Origin of the sequence: Cellulomonas fimi (assembly GCF_028583725.1) — a bacterium.
GTDB classification, from domain to species: domain Bacteria; phylum Actinomycetota; class Actinomycetes; order Actinomycetales; family Cellulomonadaceae; genus Cellulomonas; species Cellulomonas fimi_B.
Genome location: NZ_CP110680.1, coordinates 1,027,189 through 1,041,498, shown reverse-complemented (window position 1 = coordinate 1,041,498; position 14,310 = coordinate 1,027,189). Strand labels below are relative to the sequence as shown.

Annotated in this window: 14 protein-coding genes; 2 read left to right on the top strand and 12 right to left on the bottom strand. The window is 74.2% G+C overall.

Annotated features, from left to right (window positions below):
- Positions 1 to 69 precede the first annotated feature (69 nt).
- The 5 genes from OOT42_RS04730 to OOT42_RS04710 all read right to left on the bottom strand — a co-directional run bounded on the left by OOT42_RS04730 (position 70) and on the right by OOT42_RS04710 (position 5,237).
- The gene (locus OOT42_RS04730) at positions 70 to 1,446 is read right to left on the bottom strand and encodes an extracellular solute-binding protein (RefSeq protein ID WP_273653798.1); all 1,377 of its coding nucleotides are present in this window, start codon (positions 1,444 to 1,446) and stop codon (positions 70 to 72) included.
- A 113-nt stretch (positions 1,447 to 1,559) separates the two neighbouring features.
- Positions 1,560 to 2,579 carry a LacI family DNA-binding transcriptional regulator gene (locus tag OOT42_RS04725; RefSeq protein WP_273653797.1) on the bottom strand — a complete coding sequence of 340 codons (1,020 nt, stop codon included), beginning with the start codon at positions 2,577 to 2,579 and terminating at the stop codon, positions 1,560 to 1,562.
- A gap of 206 nt (positions 2,580 to 2,785) precedes the next feature.
- Complete coding sequence (locus OOT42_RS04720; protein WP_272729142.1) at positions 2,786 to 3,517, bottom strand: ABC transporter permease; 732 nt, start codon at positions 3,515 to 3,517, stop codon at positions 2,786 to 2,788.
- The gene (locus tag OOT42_RS04715) at positions 3,514 to 4,341 is read right to left on the bottom strand and encodes an ABC transporter ATP-binding protein (RefSeq protein ID WP_273653796.1); all 828 of its coding nucleotides are present in this window, start codon (positions 4,339 to 4,341) and stop codon (positions 3,514 to 3,516) included. Before OOT42_RS04715 ends, OOT42_RS04720 begins: the two co-directional genes overlap by 4 nt.
- 41 nt (positions 4,342 to 4,382) lie before the next feature.
- Positions 4,383 to 5,237, bottom strand: a complete 855-nt coding sequence (locus OOT42_RS04710) for a maleylpyruvate isomerase family mycothiol-dependent enzyme (protein ID WP_273653795.1) — start codon at positions 5,235 to 5,237, stop codon at positions 4,383 to 4,385.
- A 101-nt stretch (positions 5,238 to 5,338) separates the two neighbouring features.
- Here OOT42_RS04710 and OOT42_RS04705 point away from each other — a divergent pair, with 101 nt between their 5' ends.
- Complete coding sequence (locus OOT42_RS04705; protein WP_273653794.1) at positions 5,339 to 5,743, top strand: DoxX family protein; 405 nt, start codon at positions 5,339 to 5,341, stop codon at positions 5,741 to 5,743.
- On the opposite strand, the gene OOT42_RS04700 is transcribed toward OOT42_RS04705, so the two are convergent.
- Complete coding sequence (locus tag OOT42_RS04700) at positions 5,709 to 6,500, bottom strand: putative protein N(5)-glutamine methyltransferase (RefSeq protein ID WP_273653793.1); 792 nt, start codon at positions 6,498 to 6,500, stop codon at positions 5,709 to 5,711. The two genes, OOT42_RS04705 and OOT42_RS04700, sit on opposite strands and share 35 nt — an antisense overlap.
- A gap of 9 nt (positions 6,501 to 6,509) precedes the next feature.
- The gene (locus OOT42_RS04695) at positions 6,510 to 7,049 is read right to left on the bottom strand and encodes a TetR family transcriptional regulator (protein WP_273653792.1); all 540 of its coding nucleotides are present in this window, start codon (positions 7,047 to 7,049) and stop codon (positions 6,510 to 6,512) included.
- A 260-nt stretch (positions 7,050 to 7,309) separates the two neighbouring features.
- Here OOT42_RS04695 and OOT42_RS04690 point away from each other — a divergent pair, with 260 nt between their 5' ends.
- Positions 7,310 to 8,287 (top strand): IS481 family transposase, encoded by a 978-nt coding sequence (locus tag OOT42_RS04690; protein WP_273652808.1) that lies wholly within the window; start codon positions 7,310 to 7,312, stop codon positions 8,285 to 8,287.
- On the opposite strand, the gene OOT42_RS04685 is transcribed toward OOT42_RS04690, so the two are convergent.
- The 5 genes from OOT42_RS04685 to OOT42_RS04665 form a co-directional block, all read right to left on the bottom strand.
- Positions 8,284 to 9,702 carry a HEAT repeat domain-containing protein gene (locus OOT42_RS04685; protein WP_273653791.1) on the bottom strand — a complete coding sequence of 473 codons (1,419 nt, stop codon included), beginning with the start codon at positions 9,700 to 9,702 and terminating at the stop codon, positions 8,284 to 8,286. The genes OOT42_RS04690 and OOT42_RS04685 overlap by 4 nt on opposite strands.
- A 510-nt stretch (positions 9,703 to 10,212) precedes the next feature.
- The gene (locus OOT42_RS04680; RefSeq protein ID WP_273653790.1) at positions 10,213 to 10,572 is read right to left on the bottom strand and encodes a hypothetical protein; all 360 of its coding nucleotides are present in this window, start codon (positions 10,570 to 10,572) and stop codon (positions 10,213 to 10,215) included.
- Positions 10,573 to 10,744: 172 nt separating this feature from the next.
- Positions 10,745 to 11,254 (bottom strand): GNAT family N-acetyltransferase, encoded by a 510-nt coding sequence (locus OOT42_RS04675; protein ID WP_273653789.1) that lies wholly within the window; start codon positions 11,252 to 11,254, stop codon positions 10,745 to 10,747.
- A 212-nt stretch (positions 11,255 to 11,466) separates the two neighbouring features.
- Positions 11,467 to 12,876, bottom strand: a complete 1,410-nt coding sequence (locus OOT42_RS04670; protein WP_273653788.1) for a hypothetical protein — start codon at positions 12,874 to 12,876, stop codon at positions 11,467 to 11,469.
- Between the two features lie 79 nt (positions 12,877 to 12,955).
- A complete protein-coding gene (locus tag OOT42_RS04665; protein ID WP_273653787.1) occupies positions 12,956 to 14,065 on the bottom strand; it encodes a hypothetical protein in 1,110 nt (369 codons plus the stop codon).
- Between the last annotated feature and the right edge of the window lie 245 nt (positions 14,066 to 14,310).

Here is a 14,310-nt window from a genome sequence, read left to right as displayed (position 1 = left end):
GGTGTCTCCCGGGGTCGGTGGGGGGTGCCGGTCCCGCGGCCTGCGGAGTGCCGCGGGACCGGCGGTCCCTCAGTCGGCGACGGTGAAGCCCTGCTGCTCGGCGTAGGTCGTGAGCTTGTCCTGCCACGCCTGCATGGCCTCGACCAGGTCGGTCTTGTCCGCGATGGCCTTGCCGACGGTCTCCTCACCGGCGGAGTAGGCGTAGTCCATGAACGGCAGCCAGCCGAAGTCCGGCTCGACCGTCGAGGAGATCTCCGCGAACAGCTTGTTGACCTCCTGGCCGCCGTAGAACTCGGCCTGCTGGTCCGCGAACGCCGGGTCCTCGAGGACCTCGGTCGTCGTCGGGAACAGGAACTGCTCGGTCGCCATCGTCATCGCCGACGCCTTGTCGTGGTTGATCCACAGCGCGAGCTGCGACGCGGCGATCGGGTTCTTGGTGGACGCGAGCACGGCGTCCGACGAGCCGCCCCAGTTGGCGGACACGTTCGCGCCGTCCTCCCACTGCGGGATCGTCGACGCCCGCCACAGGCCGGACGTGTTGGCGGCCGTGCCCTGCAGGAACACCGGTCCCCACGCGGCGGCCACCCACGACGCGTACTTGCCGTTGGCGAGCCCCTGGTACCAGGCGTCCGTGAAGTCCGGGTCGACCGACACCGCGTCGGCGGCGACGAGGTCACCCCAGTACTGCGCGACCTGCGTGGCCTCGTCGGACATCAGGTCGATCGTCACCGTCTCCTTGCCGTCCCACCCGAACGGACGCGCACCGGCCTGCCACAGCAGCGCGGTGAACTGGCCCATGTCGTTGCCCGGCAGGTTCGTCAGGTAGAGGTTCGGGTCCTTCGCGTGCAGGTCGGTCGCCGCCTGGGCGAACGCGTCCCACGTCGTCGGGACCTCGATGCCGTGCTGCGTGAGCAGGTCCTCGCGGTACAGCAGGCCCATCGGGCCCGAGTCCTGCGGGACGCCCCAGACCTTCTCGCCGTCGGTGGACTTGACCTGTTCCCACACCCACGGGACGTAGTCGTCGCCGATGTCCTCGGGCATGTACGGCGTGAGGTCGAGCAGGTTGTCGCCCAGCGCGAACGACGACAGGTGCTGGAACTCGACCTGCGCGACGTCCGGCGCGCCCTCGCCCGCCTTCAGGGCGCTGCGCAGCTTCTGGTAGTGGTCGGCGCCCTGGCCGACGTTGACGACCTCGACGTCGATCGCCGGGTAGGCGTCCTCGAAGAGCTTCACCTCCTTCTCGATGTCGGGGACCCACGTCCAGAAGGTCAGCTTGGTCGGCGTCGTCATGGCCTCGTCGATGTCGGCCTGGCTGACGGGACCGGTCGTCTCGCCGCCGCCGTCGCTCCCGCCGCCGCTGCTGCAGGCGGTGAGGGCGAGCGCCGCCACGGCGACGCCCGCGGTGAGCCCGGCGGCCTTGCGCCGCCACGTGATCGTCCTCGACATGCTCCACTCCTTCGTGAAGGTCGTGCTGGTCCGGTCGGTGCGTGCGTCCCGCTGCGATCGGTCGCGGGACGCCCGGGACGGCCTGGTGGGCCGGTGGTGCGGGTGGGGCCTCGTCAGCCCCGCCCGCGGGGTGCTGCTGTCGTCTCCCGGACCACGAGCTCGACCGGGACGTCCTCGCGACGGTCCTGCCGTCGCGGGTTCTCGACGGCGTCGACCAGGAGCCGGACGCCGAACGAGGCCAGGTGCGTGAGGTCCTGGCGGATCGTGGTGAGGGCGCGCGTCAGGTAGGCGGCCTCAGGGATGTCGTCGAAGCCGACGACGGACACGTCGCCGGGGACGTCGCGTCCCGCGTCGGCGAACGCGCGCAGGACGCCGATCGCCATGTGGTCGTTCGCGACGAAGACGGCGGTGACATCGGGGTCGGCGGCGAGGCGCTGCCCGACGGCGTAGCCCGACGGTGCGCTCCAGTCCCCGTGCAGGACCTCGGGGACGGGCGCGCCCGCGGCGGCGAGCGTCTGCCGCCAGCCGTCCGCGCGCAGGCCCGCCGACCGCCACCCGGCCGGGCCGGCGACGTGGTGGACCGTGCGGTGGCCGAGCGCCAGGAGGTGCTCGGTCGCGGCGAAGCCGCCGCCCGACTGGTCCGCGTCGACCATGAGCTCGTTGGTGGAGATGCCGTACCGGCCCGAGAGGCTGAGGATCGGCAGGTCGCCGACCTGGGCGGCGTCGAGCGTGAAGACGCCGACGGGCTCGTTGACCGCGATGCCGTCGACGCCCTGCTCGACGAGGTCCAGCAGCGAGCCCGTGATGCTCTCCGGGTCGCCCTCGAGCGTGTTGACGACCGACATCGCGTAGCCGGCCTCGCGGATCGCCCGCTCGATGCCGACCATGATCGACGCGGGCCCGAAGTCGGTGGAGCCGACGGACAGCACGCCGATCGTCCTGCTGCGCCCCGAGACGAGCTGGCGGGCGGCGCGGTTGGGCCGGTAGCCGAGGGTCGCGGCGGCCTGCCGGACGCGGTCGCGGACCTCCGGGCGGACGTGGGGGTCGCCGTTGATGACGCGGCTCACGGTCTTCTGCGAGACGCCGGCGGCGCGCGCGACGTCCATCGCGACGACTGCTCGCTCCACGGCCACGGCGTTGTCCCTTCGGTCGGCTCTGCCCGATGACTACGTAGTCAAACCACTGGATGACTACGTAGTCAAGTGGCGTGGATCACAGGATTATGACGATTCAGAGACGGTCGCGCTCCCACGGCCGCGCCGCGCCGGGCCGCCCTACGAGCGCGCCGTCAGCGCCGTGTCGCCACCGGGCATGGTCGCCGATCGCGCGTTCGACGACGTCAGGGCGTGCGGCGGCGGAGGGTCGACGCGCCCACGACCAGCGCGCCGACGATGAAGAGCGCCACGACGCCCACGTCACCGCGGACGTCCGCCCAGCCGGACCCGGCCGCGAGCTTCTGCATCGCGTCCAGCGCGTACGTGAGCGGGAAGACGCGCGACAGCCACTCGAGCAGCTGCGGCATCTCGTCGCGGGGCATGAGCAGCCCGCACGTGATGATCTGCGGGAAGATCACCGCCGGCATCAGCTGCACGGCCTGGAACTCCGTCCGGGCGAGGGCCGACGCGCCGAGACCCAGCGCGCAGCCGAGCACCGCGTCGAGCACCGCGACGAGGATCACCAGGCCGATCGGCCCGGCCACGTCCATGCCGCACACCCCGACCGCGAAGCCGACCACGACGAGCGCCTGCACCGACGCGAGCACCGCGAACGCGATCGCGTACCCGACGACGACGTCGGCGCGGCCGATCGGGAGCGTCATGAGCCGCTCGAGCGTGCCGGACGTGCGCTCCCGCAGCGTCGCGACGCTCGTCACGAGGAACATCACGAGCAGCGGGAACAGCCCGACGAGCAGCGGCCCGAACTGGTCGAGGACGGGCGTGCCGTCGAACATCCACGCGATCAGCCCGATGAGGAGGCACGGGAGCACCAGGACCAGCGCGATCGTGCGGTGGTCGTGGCGCAGCTGGGTGAGGACGCGCTGCGCGGTCGCGGCCGTCAGGCGGGGGCTCACGACGACCTCCTCGAGCCGGCGTCCGTGCCGTCGCCCGGCGTCCCGCCGGGCCTCGCGTGCCGGCCCCCGGCACCGGCCGCCCCGGGCTGGCCGGCGACGTGCGCCGCGTTCGCCGCGTCGACGAGCGCGAGGAACGCACCCTCCGCGTCCGTGGCGCCGGTGCGTGCGAGCAGCTCGGGCAGCGTGGCGTCGGCGAGCACGTCGCCCTCGCGCATGAGGACCAAACGGTCGCAGCGGACGGCCTCGTCCATGACGTGGCTCGACACGAGCAGGCTCGCTCCCGCGTCGCGGAGGCGCCCGAACAGGTCCCACAGGTCGCGACGCAGCACGGGGTCGAGGCCGACGGTCGGCTCGTCGAGGACCAGCAGGTCGGGGTGGCCGAGCAGCGCGACCGCGAGGGACACGCGCGACCGCTCGCCGCCGGACAGGGTGCCGATCGACTGCTTCGCGTGCGCCGCCAGGTCGACCTCGTCGAGCGCGCGGTCCACCTCGCGCTGCCCCAGCCCGAGGATCGCGGCGGCGTACCGGAGGTTCTCGGTGACGGTGAGGTCGGCGTAGACGCTCGGCGCCTGGGTCACGTAGCCGATCCGGCGGCGCAGCGCGGGCGTGCCGGCCGGCTCGCCGAACACGCGCACCTCGCCGCCCGCGACCACCTGCGCGCCGACGACCGCCCGCATGAGCGTCGTCTTGCCGCTGCCGCTCGGACCGAGCAGCCCGACGACCTGGCGCCGCGGCACGGTGAGGTCGAGCGACGCGATCACGGGCCGCCCGCCGCGGACGACACGCAGGGCGACGACCTCGATCGCCGGTGCGTTATTCCCCATGTGAGGAATTGTGCTCCTCGCGGCGGCTCAGGACAAGGCCCTCACTGGCTCGACTCGACGAGCACGGCCCGCAACCGGTCGACCACGGCGCGCTCCCCCTCGACCGTGACGGCGTCCAGCGGGCCACGGCCCCACAGCCAGCGGTCCAGGTCCCACGCCGAGCCCGTGAGCGTGACGGCGACCTGCGCGTCGCCGGCCGTGACGTCGCGCGCCACCAGCTCACCCGCGTCCAGGTCGTACGTGTTCCCCGTCCGCGGCGACGTCCCCGTGAAGCGGCCGAGCTCGACCAACCACGAGCGCCCGGCGTCCGACGCGACGACCAGGACCCGGCCCGCGTCGTCCGGCGTGAACGTCGCCCACGGCGGCAGCCCGCTCATCATGACCGCGAGCATCTCGTCGACCCCGTCGGCCGCCACCTCGACGGCCGGGTCCGTCACCGGGAGCCCCGCGACCTGCTCCGCGTCCACCCGGTGCACCAGCGCCTCGTGCGCCTGCCGCCGCAGCGCCCACGCGACGTCGCCGCCGTTCGGCGACCACGACCAGCAGCGCTCCGACGGGTCGTGCCCCGCGAACGCGTCGAGAAGTGCCCCGGTCCGCGTGCGCAGGAACGGCACGAGCGCGTCGTCCGGCTCGCGCTCCGGGCCGTCGAAGCCGCCCGGCGGGTCGCCGCCCACGTCCACCACCGCGTCCGGCGCGGCGAGGCCGACGATCCTCGACCAGAAGTCCTGCGTCTCGCCCAGGTGGTACGCGAGGTCGGCCGCCGACCAGTCCGGGCACGCGGGGACGCGCGCGTCGGGCGGCGCGGCGGCCAGCGCGTCGGCGGCGCGGGCGGACTCCTCCCGGATCACCTCGGCGAACGGCAGCGGGGACGGGGACGCGCTCGACGACGTCGTCATGGCGCGACAGTAGCGAGCCGCACCGACAGCGCGACCCGCCGCCGACGGACGCGCGCCGGCCGCGCGGGTGCCGTGCGTCGGCCTCGCTCCTAGGGTGAGGCGTGCTCCCCGACCCGGTCCGCCGTCACGGACCCGCCCTCGCGCTCGCCGCCGTCCTCGGCACCGCGGGCGTCCTGCACCTGCGCCGACCCGCGATCTTCACGTCGCTGATCCCCCGTGCGCTGGGCGATCCGCAGCCGTGGGTGCTCGGCAGCGGGGTCGCGGAGCTCGCGTGCGCGGCCGCGCTCGTCCTGCCCGCCACGCGCCGCGTCGGCGGTCTCGCGTCGACAGCGCTGCTGGTCGGCGTCTTCCCGGGGAACGTCACGATGGCCGTCCGCTCGCACCGGGGCGCGCGGCGCTGGTCGCGCACGCCCGTCGTCGCGTGGGGACGGCTGCCGCTGCAGGTGCCGCTCGTCGCGTGGGCGGTCGCCGTCAGTCGTGCAGCGGACCCAGCCACTGGCCGATGACGACCGTCGCCCCGAGGTCGTCGTCCTCGACGACCCGCGGCACCAGCCCGGCCGACGACATCGCCGCCGCGGTCGCAGGCGCCTGACGCTCGCTCGTCTCGATCAGCAGGTGGCCGCCGGGACGCAGCCAGCGCGGTGCCGCCGACGCGACCCGCCGCTGCACGTCGAGCCCGTCCACGCCCCCGTCCAGGGCGACGAGCGCCTCGTGGTCCCGGGCCTCCGGCGGCATGAGCCGCACCTCGTCGGACGGCACGTACGGGGCGTTCGCGGTCAGCACGTCGACCGAGCCGCGCAGGTGGTCCGGCAGCGGCGCGTCGAGGTCGCCGAGCAGCGCGACCCCGCCGACCGGGTCGAGGTTGCGGCGCGCGACGGCGACCGCCGTGGGGTCCACGTCGGCCGCGACGAGGACCCCGTCCACCAGCGACGACACCACCGCGAGACCCACGGCACCGGTGCCGCAGCACAGGTCGACCACGACCGCGTCGCGCGCCGGGGCGAGCGCCACGGCCTCACGCACCAGCAGCTCCGTGCGGCGGCGCGGCACGAACACCGTCGGCGCGACCGCCACGCGCAGCCCGCAGAACTCCGCCCACCCGACGACCTGCTCGAGCGGCTCCCCGGCGGCCCGACGCGCCACCATCGCCTCGAGCACGGGCGGGTCGGACGTCGCGTCGAGCAGCAGGCGGGCCTCGTCCTCGGCGAACACGCAGCCCGCGGCGCGCAGCCTCGCGGCCAGGGTGGGGATGTCGGGCAGCACGAGCGGAACCTACGCGTCAGGCAGCGGGTCGACCAGGTACCGCTGCAGCGTCGGCCCGACGAGCGCCGCGAGGCGGTCCACGTCGAGCGACGCCACCGGCTCCACGCCCAGCACGTGCCGCGCGACGAGCACCCCGACGACGTGCGACGCGACGAGCGAGACCCGCAGCGCCTGGTCCGGGCCGGGCAGGACCTGCGCGACCTGCGCGAACACCTCCCGACCGACGTAGCCCATGACGAGGTGCGGCGGGACGTCCTCCGAGCCGATCGCCGAGAACACCGCCCGGAACGTCACCCCGTCGTCGGAGTCCCACACGCCCAGCACCGTCCGCAGCAGCCGCTCGCCCAACCCGCCGACGCCGTCGGCGACGAGCCCGGCCGCGACGCGTCCGGGGTCGACGCCCTGCGGGATCACGCCGGCCGCGAACAGCGCCGCCTTGTCGCCGAAGTAGTGCCGCACGAGCGCCGGGTCGACGCCCGCCCGCCGTGCCACCGAGCGCACGCTCGCGGCGTCGAACCCCTTCTCGGCGAACTCCGCGCGCGCCGCCACGACGATCGCCCCGCGTGTGTCCTCGCCGGCGGGTCGCCGCCCGCGCGGGCGCGATGCGCTGGAGGACGAAGCGCTGGGGTCGGGGTGACGCCCGCGCTCGGGCTCGCTCCTGGGGGCGGGCTGCACCAGCCCAGAGTAAGAGCGTCGCCAAGTGGCTGGCTCCGCTAGGTGTACTGACCAAGACCGTTGTTGACGTAGCGAGAGACCTCCGGGTCGAGTTGGAGCTGTCTAGGAACCGACTCGGACCACGGAGGTCTCTCGTGTCTCACGCTAATGCCCGGCTGACACCTGCCGGCAGGTTCGTGATGGTCCAGCGCATCGCGGCTGGCCGCCCGGTCGCCCACGTCGCCGCCGAGATGGGCGTCTCGCGCACGACCGCGTGGCGGTGGTGGCGCCGATTTCGGATCGAGGGCCGCGCAGGCCTGGTGGACCGGCCGAGCTGCGCACGCACCCATCCGCGTCGCACGCCCGCATGCGTGGAGACCCGGGTGCGGATCGCTCGGATGCTCTCGCGGCGAGGGCCGGTCTGGATCGGCTATCACCTGGGTCTTCCCGCCTCCACGGTCGGGCGCGTCCTGGCCCGTCACGGCGCACCCCTGCTGCGCGAGTGCGACCCCCTGACCGGCCTGCCGATTCGTGCCTCGCGGCGCTCACCGCACCGCTACGAGCACGCCTATCCCGGCTCGCTGGTCCACATCGACGTCAAGAAGCTCGGGCGCATCCCGGACGGCGGCGGGCATCGGGCACTGGGCCGAGCCGACGGTCGACGAGACCGCCGCCGCGGGGTCGGCTACGACTACATCCACACCGCGATCGACGACCACTCCCGGCTGGCCTACGCCGAGATCCACAACGACGAGAAAGGCACGACCTGCGCAGGGTTCCTGACCCGTGCAGCGGCGTTCTACGCCTCTCACGGCATCACGGTCGAGCGCGTGATCAGCGACAACGCCAGGAACTACCGAATCTCCCGGGACTTCCTCGAGACGGCCGAGCAACTCGGCATCCGCCTGAAGCTGATCCGGCCCTACTGCCCGTGGACCAACGGCAAGGTCGAGCGACTCAACCGCACCCTCGCCGCCGAGTGGGCATACTCACGCGTCTTCACCACCAATGCCGAACGCGCCGCCGTCTTGCCCGACTGGCTCGACCGCTACAACCTGGACCGACCCCACCTCGGCATCGGCGGCCTACGACCCATCGACCGCGTCAACAACGCTGCGGGTCAGTACAGCTAGGCCCTGTCTCCCCGTTCGAGCTGGGCGCTCGACCCGGGTACGTCGTCGGAGGCCGAGGAGGTGACCACTGGGTCTGCGTCCGGGGCTGACTGGCTGCGTCGGGGCGCCGGACCGCGTCGGTGCCGGGAGTGCTGTGTGGAACCGGTGGGGATGCCGGCGTGCTCGCGCAGGCGCGTCCGCGTGATGTCGACGGCCCAGGCAGTGGCGTCGCCAGCCTCCGCTGGGCCCGCGACGGTCCATGCGACAGCGACGTGCGTGGTGGCGCTCTCGCCAGCGAGCAGGCGCGGAAGGTGCCAGGTGAGTCCATGCGGAGCCTGTCGCGCCACCTCCGCGCGCGCGGCATCCGAAGCGAACTGACCTCGCCAGGACGGCGCGTGGAGCCCTGCCTCGAGCTCGTCATCGAGCGCGTCGTCGGCAGGACCACCGATCGCGAGGTGATAGTTGTCGTTCTCGAACTCCACGGTCGCGAGATGCCACCCACCCCCGCGGCTGCCCGCGACTGAGTCGGGGAGGTGAGCCGCGATCGTGATCGGGGCGGTGTCGCTCGTCGCATGCAACCGCCACTCGACCCCCCAGCAGCTGCACCGGGGGTGCTCGAGCAGGGCGTTCTCATAGGCGTACGGCACCACGAGCGTCTCCACCGTCAGACCGCCGGCCACCTCCCACCGCGCCGAGCGCGCACCTGATGTCAGGACCGACCTCGCCGTCGGCACACCGAGAGCCGCCGACCCGGTGGTCAGGCTCAGTGCGAGCGGGCCGAACGGCGTGAGGACGCGTTCGCCGCTGTGGGCGCGGGCCAGGTCGCGGACCTGCGGATCCGGATCGTCGACGAGTCGACGTGCCGCACCGACGGCGCGTGTGACGTCGACGGTGAAGCCTTCCTCGGCCACGAGCGCGTAGAGGGAGTAGTACCGGACGTCGGCGTCGACGTCGCGGGTCAGACGCGCCAACGCGTCCAGCGCGTCCGGGTCCGGCGCGTCGGCGTCGGTCAGGCCGGGCAGGAGGAAGGCGATCGTCCTTCTCACGCCGTCGTCGGGGTGATCGGCCCGGTCGAGGAACTCTCCGAGCGCCTCCGTGGCGCCGTTGAAGGCCACCGCTTGGAGCAGACGGCGCTCGATGACCGGATCGTCCTCAGCGCGGAGCATCGCGAGCAGGTGCGGGATGGCACGGTCGCTGAACGGACGCCGACCGTCGGTGTCGGCGGGCCCCAACTCGCGCACGACGTCGATGCCGAGTTCGCGCTCCTCGGGATCCTTGCTCGTGGTCCACCGCAGAGCGAAGACGAAGACCTCTTCGGTCGCACGGCGCTGGAGCTCGAGGAGGTGTGGAAGCGGGCCCTCATCGGTGTTGCGGCGCCGCTCGTCCAGGGCGGCCGCGAACGCCGACTCAATTGGCACGTCAGACGATGAGCCCACGTGCGCCACCGTAGTCGCGACCAGCCTCGCGTCATGGCGGTCGTATCGCGGCGATTCCTCGTCACGAGCGGAGACAGCGAAGGATCGCGGCGAGACGACGCCGCAGCGGTTGTCACGGCGTTGCTGTCCTGGCGGGTCGCCGCGGCGCGAGCGGCTGATGGCGTGATCGGGCTTCGAATCCCTGTGACCGAGGCCTGCGCTGCCCGTCGGGTGGTCGCATGGTGGTGTCCGCCGATTGCCGGTTGAGTGGGCGCTGACCGCTCAGTCCTCCCTCCTGGCGCCGGCCTCGGCCGGCACAGCCGCAAGGATTCCCTCCACGCCACGTCTTGACAGAACCGTGCGGGCCGCTCCTTCTCCGTGCCCCCAGCCAGACATGCGCTCAGCAGTACGTTGAGCGTGTCCAGACCGGGGCGGCCGAAGGCCCGGCTGCTGAGTTGAGCGCCTCGCGATGGCCCGGCCGGTGCGCCGCTCGCGAGCGTACGGATCGCCCGGTGCTCGTAGGAATCGGAGTTACCGGCTGGCTCGGCGGAACAGGTAGTGCGCTTCGATGTGCCCTGAAACACCCGCCACCGACACTCCAGCGAATCCACCGTTGGTCGACGTCGTCGTCTGCACGTAGACGTGATCGATGTTCTCAAGTCGCCAGCCCAGGCTCTCGACCGCCGCGAGCAGTTCGTCGGTCGACACGCGATCCACATTGGTCGGGCGATGCGCCGCCTTGATCGGAGCGCCGACGAAGACGGCTACGACCACGACGCATGACCACAACGCCTTGTGTTCCGCATGCGCTCTGGCTGCCGCGTCGTAGAGCGGCTTCCCGACCTCGGTGGGAAGCTCGCGGACGCCGTCCGTCGGCGGCGACTTGGCCATCAGCAACCCACCATGCAGCCGAGCATCCCATGTGGCCGGCCGCAGGGCACTTATCCACAGATCGCGCTGGCGGCATCGGCCGCCGCCCGTCGCCCAACCGCCGCCAGAGGCCACGGCAGCCCCGGGGGGCGCGGCTCGGCTCGCACCTGACGCTACGCAGATGTTCGACGGCCTATGTGCGCGGCCGGACCTGCGCCGTCGTGACGAGGGCGTCGCCCGTGAGGCGGTAGCCCGTCCAGTCGTCCATCGGGAACGCGCCGAGCGAGCGGTAGAACGCGATCGACGGCGCGTTCCAGTCGAGCACCGCCCAGTCGACCCGGGCGTAGCCGCGCTCGACCGCGATCGCCGCGAGGTTGCGCAGCAGCGCCTGCCCGTAGCCGTGGCCACGCTGGTCGGCGCGCACGTACAGGTCCTCGAGGTAGATGCCGTGGCGGCCGGTCCACGTCGAGTAGCTGAGGAACCACACCGAGATCCCGACGACCGCGCCGCCCCGCTCGACGACGTGCGCGAACACCGCCGGGTGCGCGCCGAAGAGCGCGGCCGTCAGGTCGGCCTCGGTCGTCTCGACCGCGTCGGGCTCGCGCTCGTACTCCGCGAGCTCGCGGATGCAGGCGAGGATGCCGGGCTCGTCACCGGGGCGGGCGGGGCGCAGGACGGCGCCACCCGAGAGCGTCGTGGTCACGGGCCGTGACGTTACCCGGGCACCCACCGTGGACCGTCCGGCGGTCCACCCGGGACAGCCGCGCCCCGGCGAGCGCGAACGCGGCGGCAGATCGCCGGCGCCGAGCGGCACGCGGTCGGCCGACGGGAGCGACAGCGGTCCGGCCACGCGTCGGCACGGGTCGGGGCACACCCGTGGGGCGACCGTCCTCCGGCCGCCCCACGAGCTCTGGCTCACCGCGTCGGTGGCGCCTGACGCTGCGTCGGCACGTGGTCGAGCAGCTCTCGGCGGCCGTGACCGCGGGTCGACGACGTCGCGGCCCGACGCAGGGTCAGGCCGACGCCGAGCAGGGCGACCGCGGCGAGACCGCCTAGCCACGGGGAGACTCCCGTCGCGGCGAGCGCGGACGGCACGCCGGCGGCGGCAACCACCGGAGCCGATCGCGCTCCGGACGCCGCCACGGCAGCCGGGCTGCTCGTCGCCGAGGAGGCCGATCCAGCACCGATGGCCGTGGACGCCGGGGCCGCGACCGTCGCCCCGCCGCCGGCGACGGTCGGCAACGTCCCCACCGCGCTGCCGCCCGTGCCGACCGTGCCGCCGCCGGACACCGACCCGTTCGAGCCCGTCGAGCCGGTCGAGCCGGTCGAGCCCGGCACCGTGCCCGGCGCCGACCCGGCTGCCACACCAGCGGTCGCGTCACCGCCGATGCCGACGGCGACCCCCGAGGCGTCGACCGGCACGGTCACGGGGACGGAAACCAGGGCGTCGTCCGACGTCGCCCCGACCGACCCCGGACCCGTCGAGGAACCCGCCGACGCACCCTCGACCGCCGCGTCCCCCAGCACGCCGAGCGCGACCCCCGACACGTCGACCGGCACCGTCACCGGCGCGCTGACGAGAGCGTCCGGAGCGGGTGCCAAGGACGTGCTCGACGTGGCGGGCCCCGGCACGTCGTCGACAGCGGCGTCGCCGAGGACCCCGAGCGCGAGCCCGGACACCGTGATCGGCGCGGTGACCGGAACCGCGACGAGGGTCTCGTCGTCACCCTCCGGGTCCGGACGGGAGCCGCCCGATCCCGTCGTCGCTCCGGGCGACGTGACGACGGCGTCACCGAGGACGCCCACCGCGACGCCGGAGACGTGCACCGGGGCGGTGATCGGCGCAGACACGAGGCCCGCGTCACCGGAGGTCGCCGGGGCCGCCCCGGGTGTCGGTGCCGCGGACGCGTGGTCGGTCACGGTCGCGTCGCCCAGGAGGCCGACCGCGACGGACTCGACGGAGACGGGCGCGACGACGGGCGCGTCGACGACCGACCCCGACGTGGACGGCCCCGACGAGGCCGACGTCGACCCGGCGGCCGGCGTCGATCCGGCGGCCGGCGCCGCGCCGGACGACGTGGCATCGCCGCCAACGCCTACGGCGATGCCGGAGACGTCGACCGGCGCGGTGATCGGCGCGTGGACGAGCGTGCCGCCGTCGGGGGCGAGCCCGAGAAGCCCGGCGTCACCGCCGAGGTCCACGTCGACGGTCAGGGTGAGGGGTGAGGCGGGTGGTTCGGCAGCATGGGCCAGGCCGGCCCCGGCGACGACGATGCCGCCGCTCACGAGCGCTGTCTGCAGCGCTCGACGGACGAACGTGTGCATGGTGGTGCTCCTCCGTGCTGATACGGGTGGCCCGTGCGGGCCGTGGACGCGTGCCGCGACGTGCGCGGCCGGTCCCCCGTCAGGCGGGAGAGCTGGGGACCTCGTCGGCGGGCGGGGTCGCGGGCACAGCGAGCGTGCCGCCGAGGACGCAGCGCCCGGCGCCGGGCCGGTGCGAGGCGCCGGCGAGCACCGCCGGGGCGTCCCCGCCGCGCGGACCGGACGCGCCGGCGGGCGTGGTCGGCGCACCGCCGGGTGCGTCCGGCAGGCCGGGGCCGGCCGGGTCGAGCGGCACCGGCGTGCCGGTCGAGGGGTCGGTCACCGCCGGGCCTGTCGACGGGCCCGCGGGCACAGCGACGCCGGCCCGCGTGAAACCGGTCGAGGCGTCGACCGGGGCCGCACGGCCGGCGAGGCCGACGGTCGCGAGGGGCGCGGGCACGGGGACCGTCGACGCGGGCGGCGCGCCCCCGGTCGCGCGGCCGTCGGGAGCGGCGACTCCCGGGACGGCGGGCCCGATGACGGGACGCAGGCGGTCGACGACGGGGTCGAGGACGTCCAGGCGGTCGGTGACGGGCGCGAGCGCCGCACCGACGGGTGCGACGACGTCGACGAGCGGTCCGAGTGTGCGGGCGAGCGGGCCCGCGAGCGGCGTCAGCCCGTCGAGGACCGGTGCGAGGTCCCCGACCGCGGGCCGCAACGGTGCGACGGCCGTGTCGACGGCGTCGACCGTCGGCGCGAGCGCGTCGGCGACGGGTGCGACGACGGTTACGGCGACGGGCGCGGTGACCTGGTCGGTCGGGGGCGCCACCGGTGCGACGACGGCCTCCACCGCGGGCTGCGCCACCGGCGCCACGACCCGCTCCACGACAGGCTGCGCGACCGGCGCCACGACCCGCTCCACGACAGGCTGCGCATCGGGCGCCACCACGCTCTCCACGACGGGCTGCGCGACGGGCGTCACGACGTCCTCGACCAGCGCGGGTAGGACCCCCGCGAGCCCGGTCGGCGCACCGCCGGCCGCCGCGGCTTGATCGGCGACGACGTCAGGGGACGACGGTTCGGCGGCATGAGCGCGCGGTGCTGACACGACCGCTTGCACGAGGACGACGAGGGCGAGGCCGACGAGTGCGAGGAGGCCGCGCAGGAGCCACGTGGCTCCTGTGGCCGTCGCACCGCTGCGAGTCGTCGACATCGTCGTCACTCCCCCTGAGCAACTTCTCCGTGCGACCGACCGTACGAACACCGGTTGCGCCCAGCAACCGCAGTACGGTCCGGCCGTGGGCGCGGGAGCGACTGCGCGACCGCCGGCCCGCCCGCGGCGTCGGCGCAGGTCGGCACGGTTCCGACCGCCGTCGCTCGGCGACGAGACGCGCGCGGGGACGCGCCGGAGGCGTCACCCGTTCGGACCAGCGGAGCGCCGACGCCAGGCCATGCGTG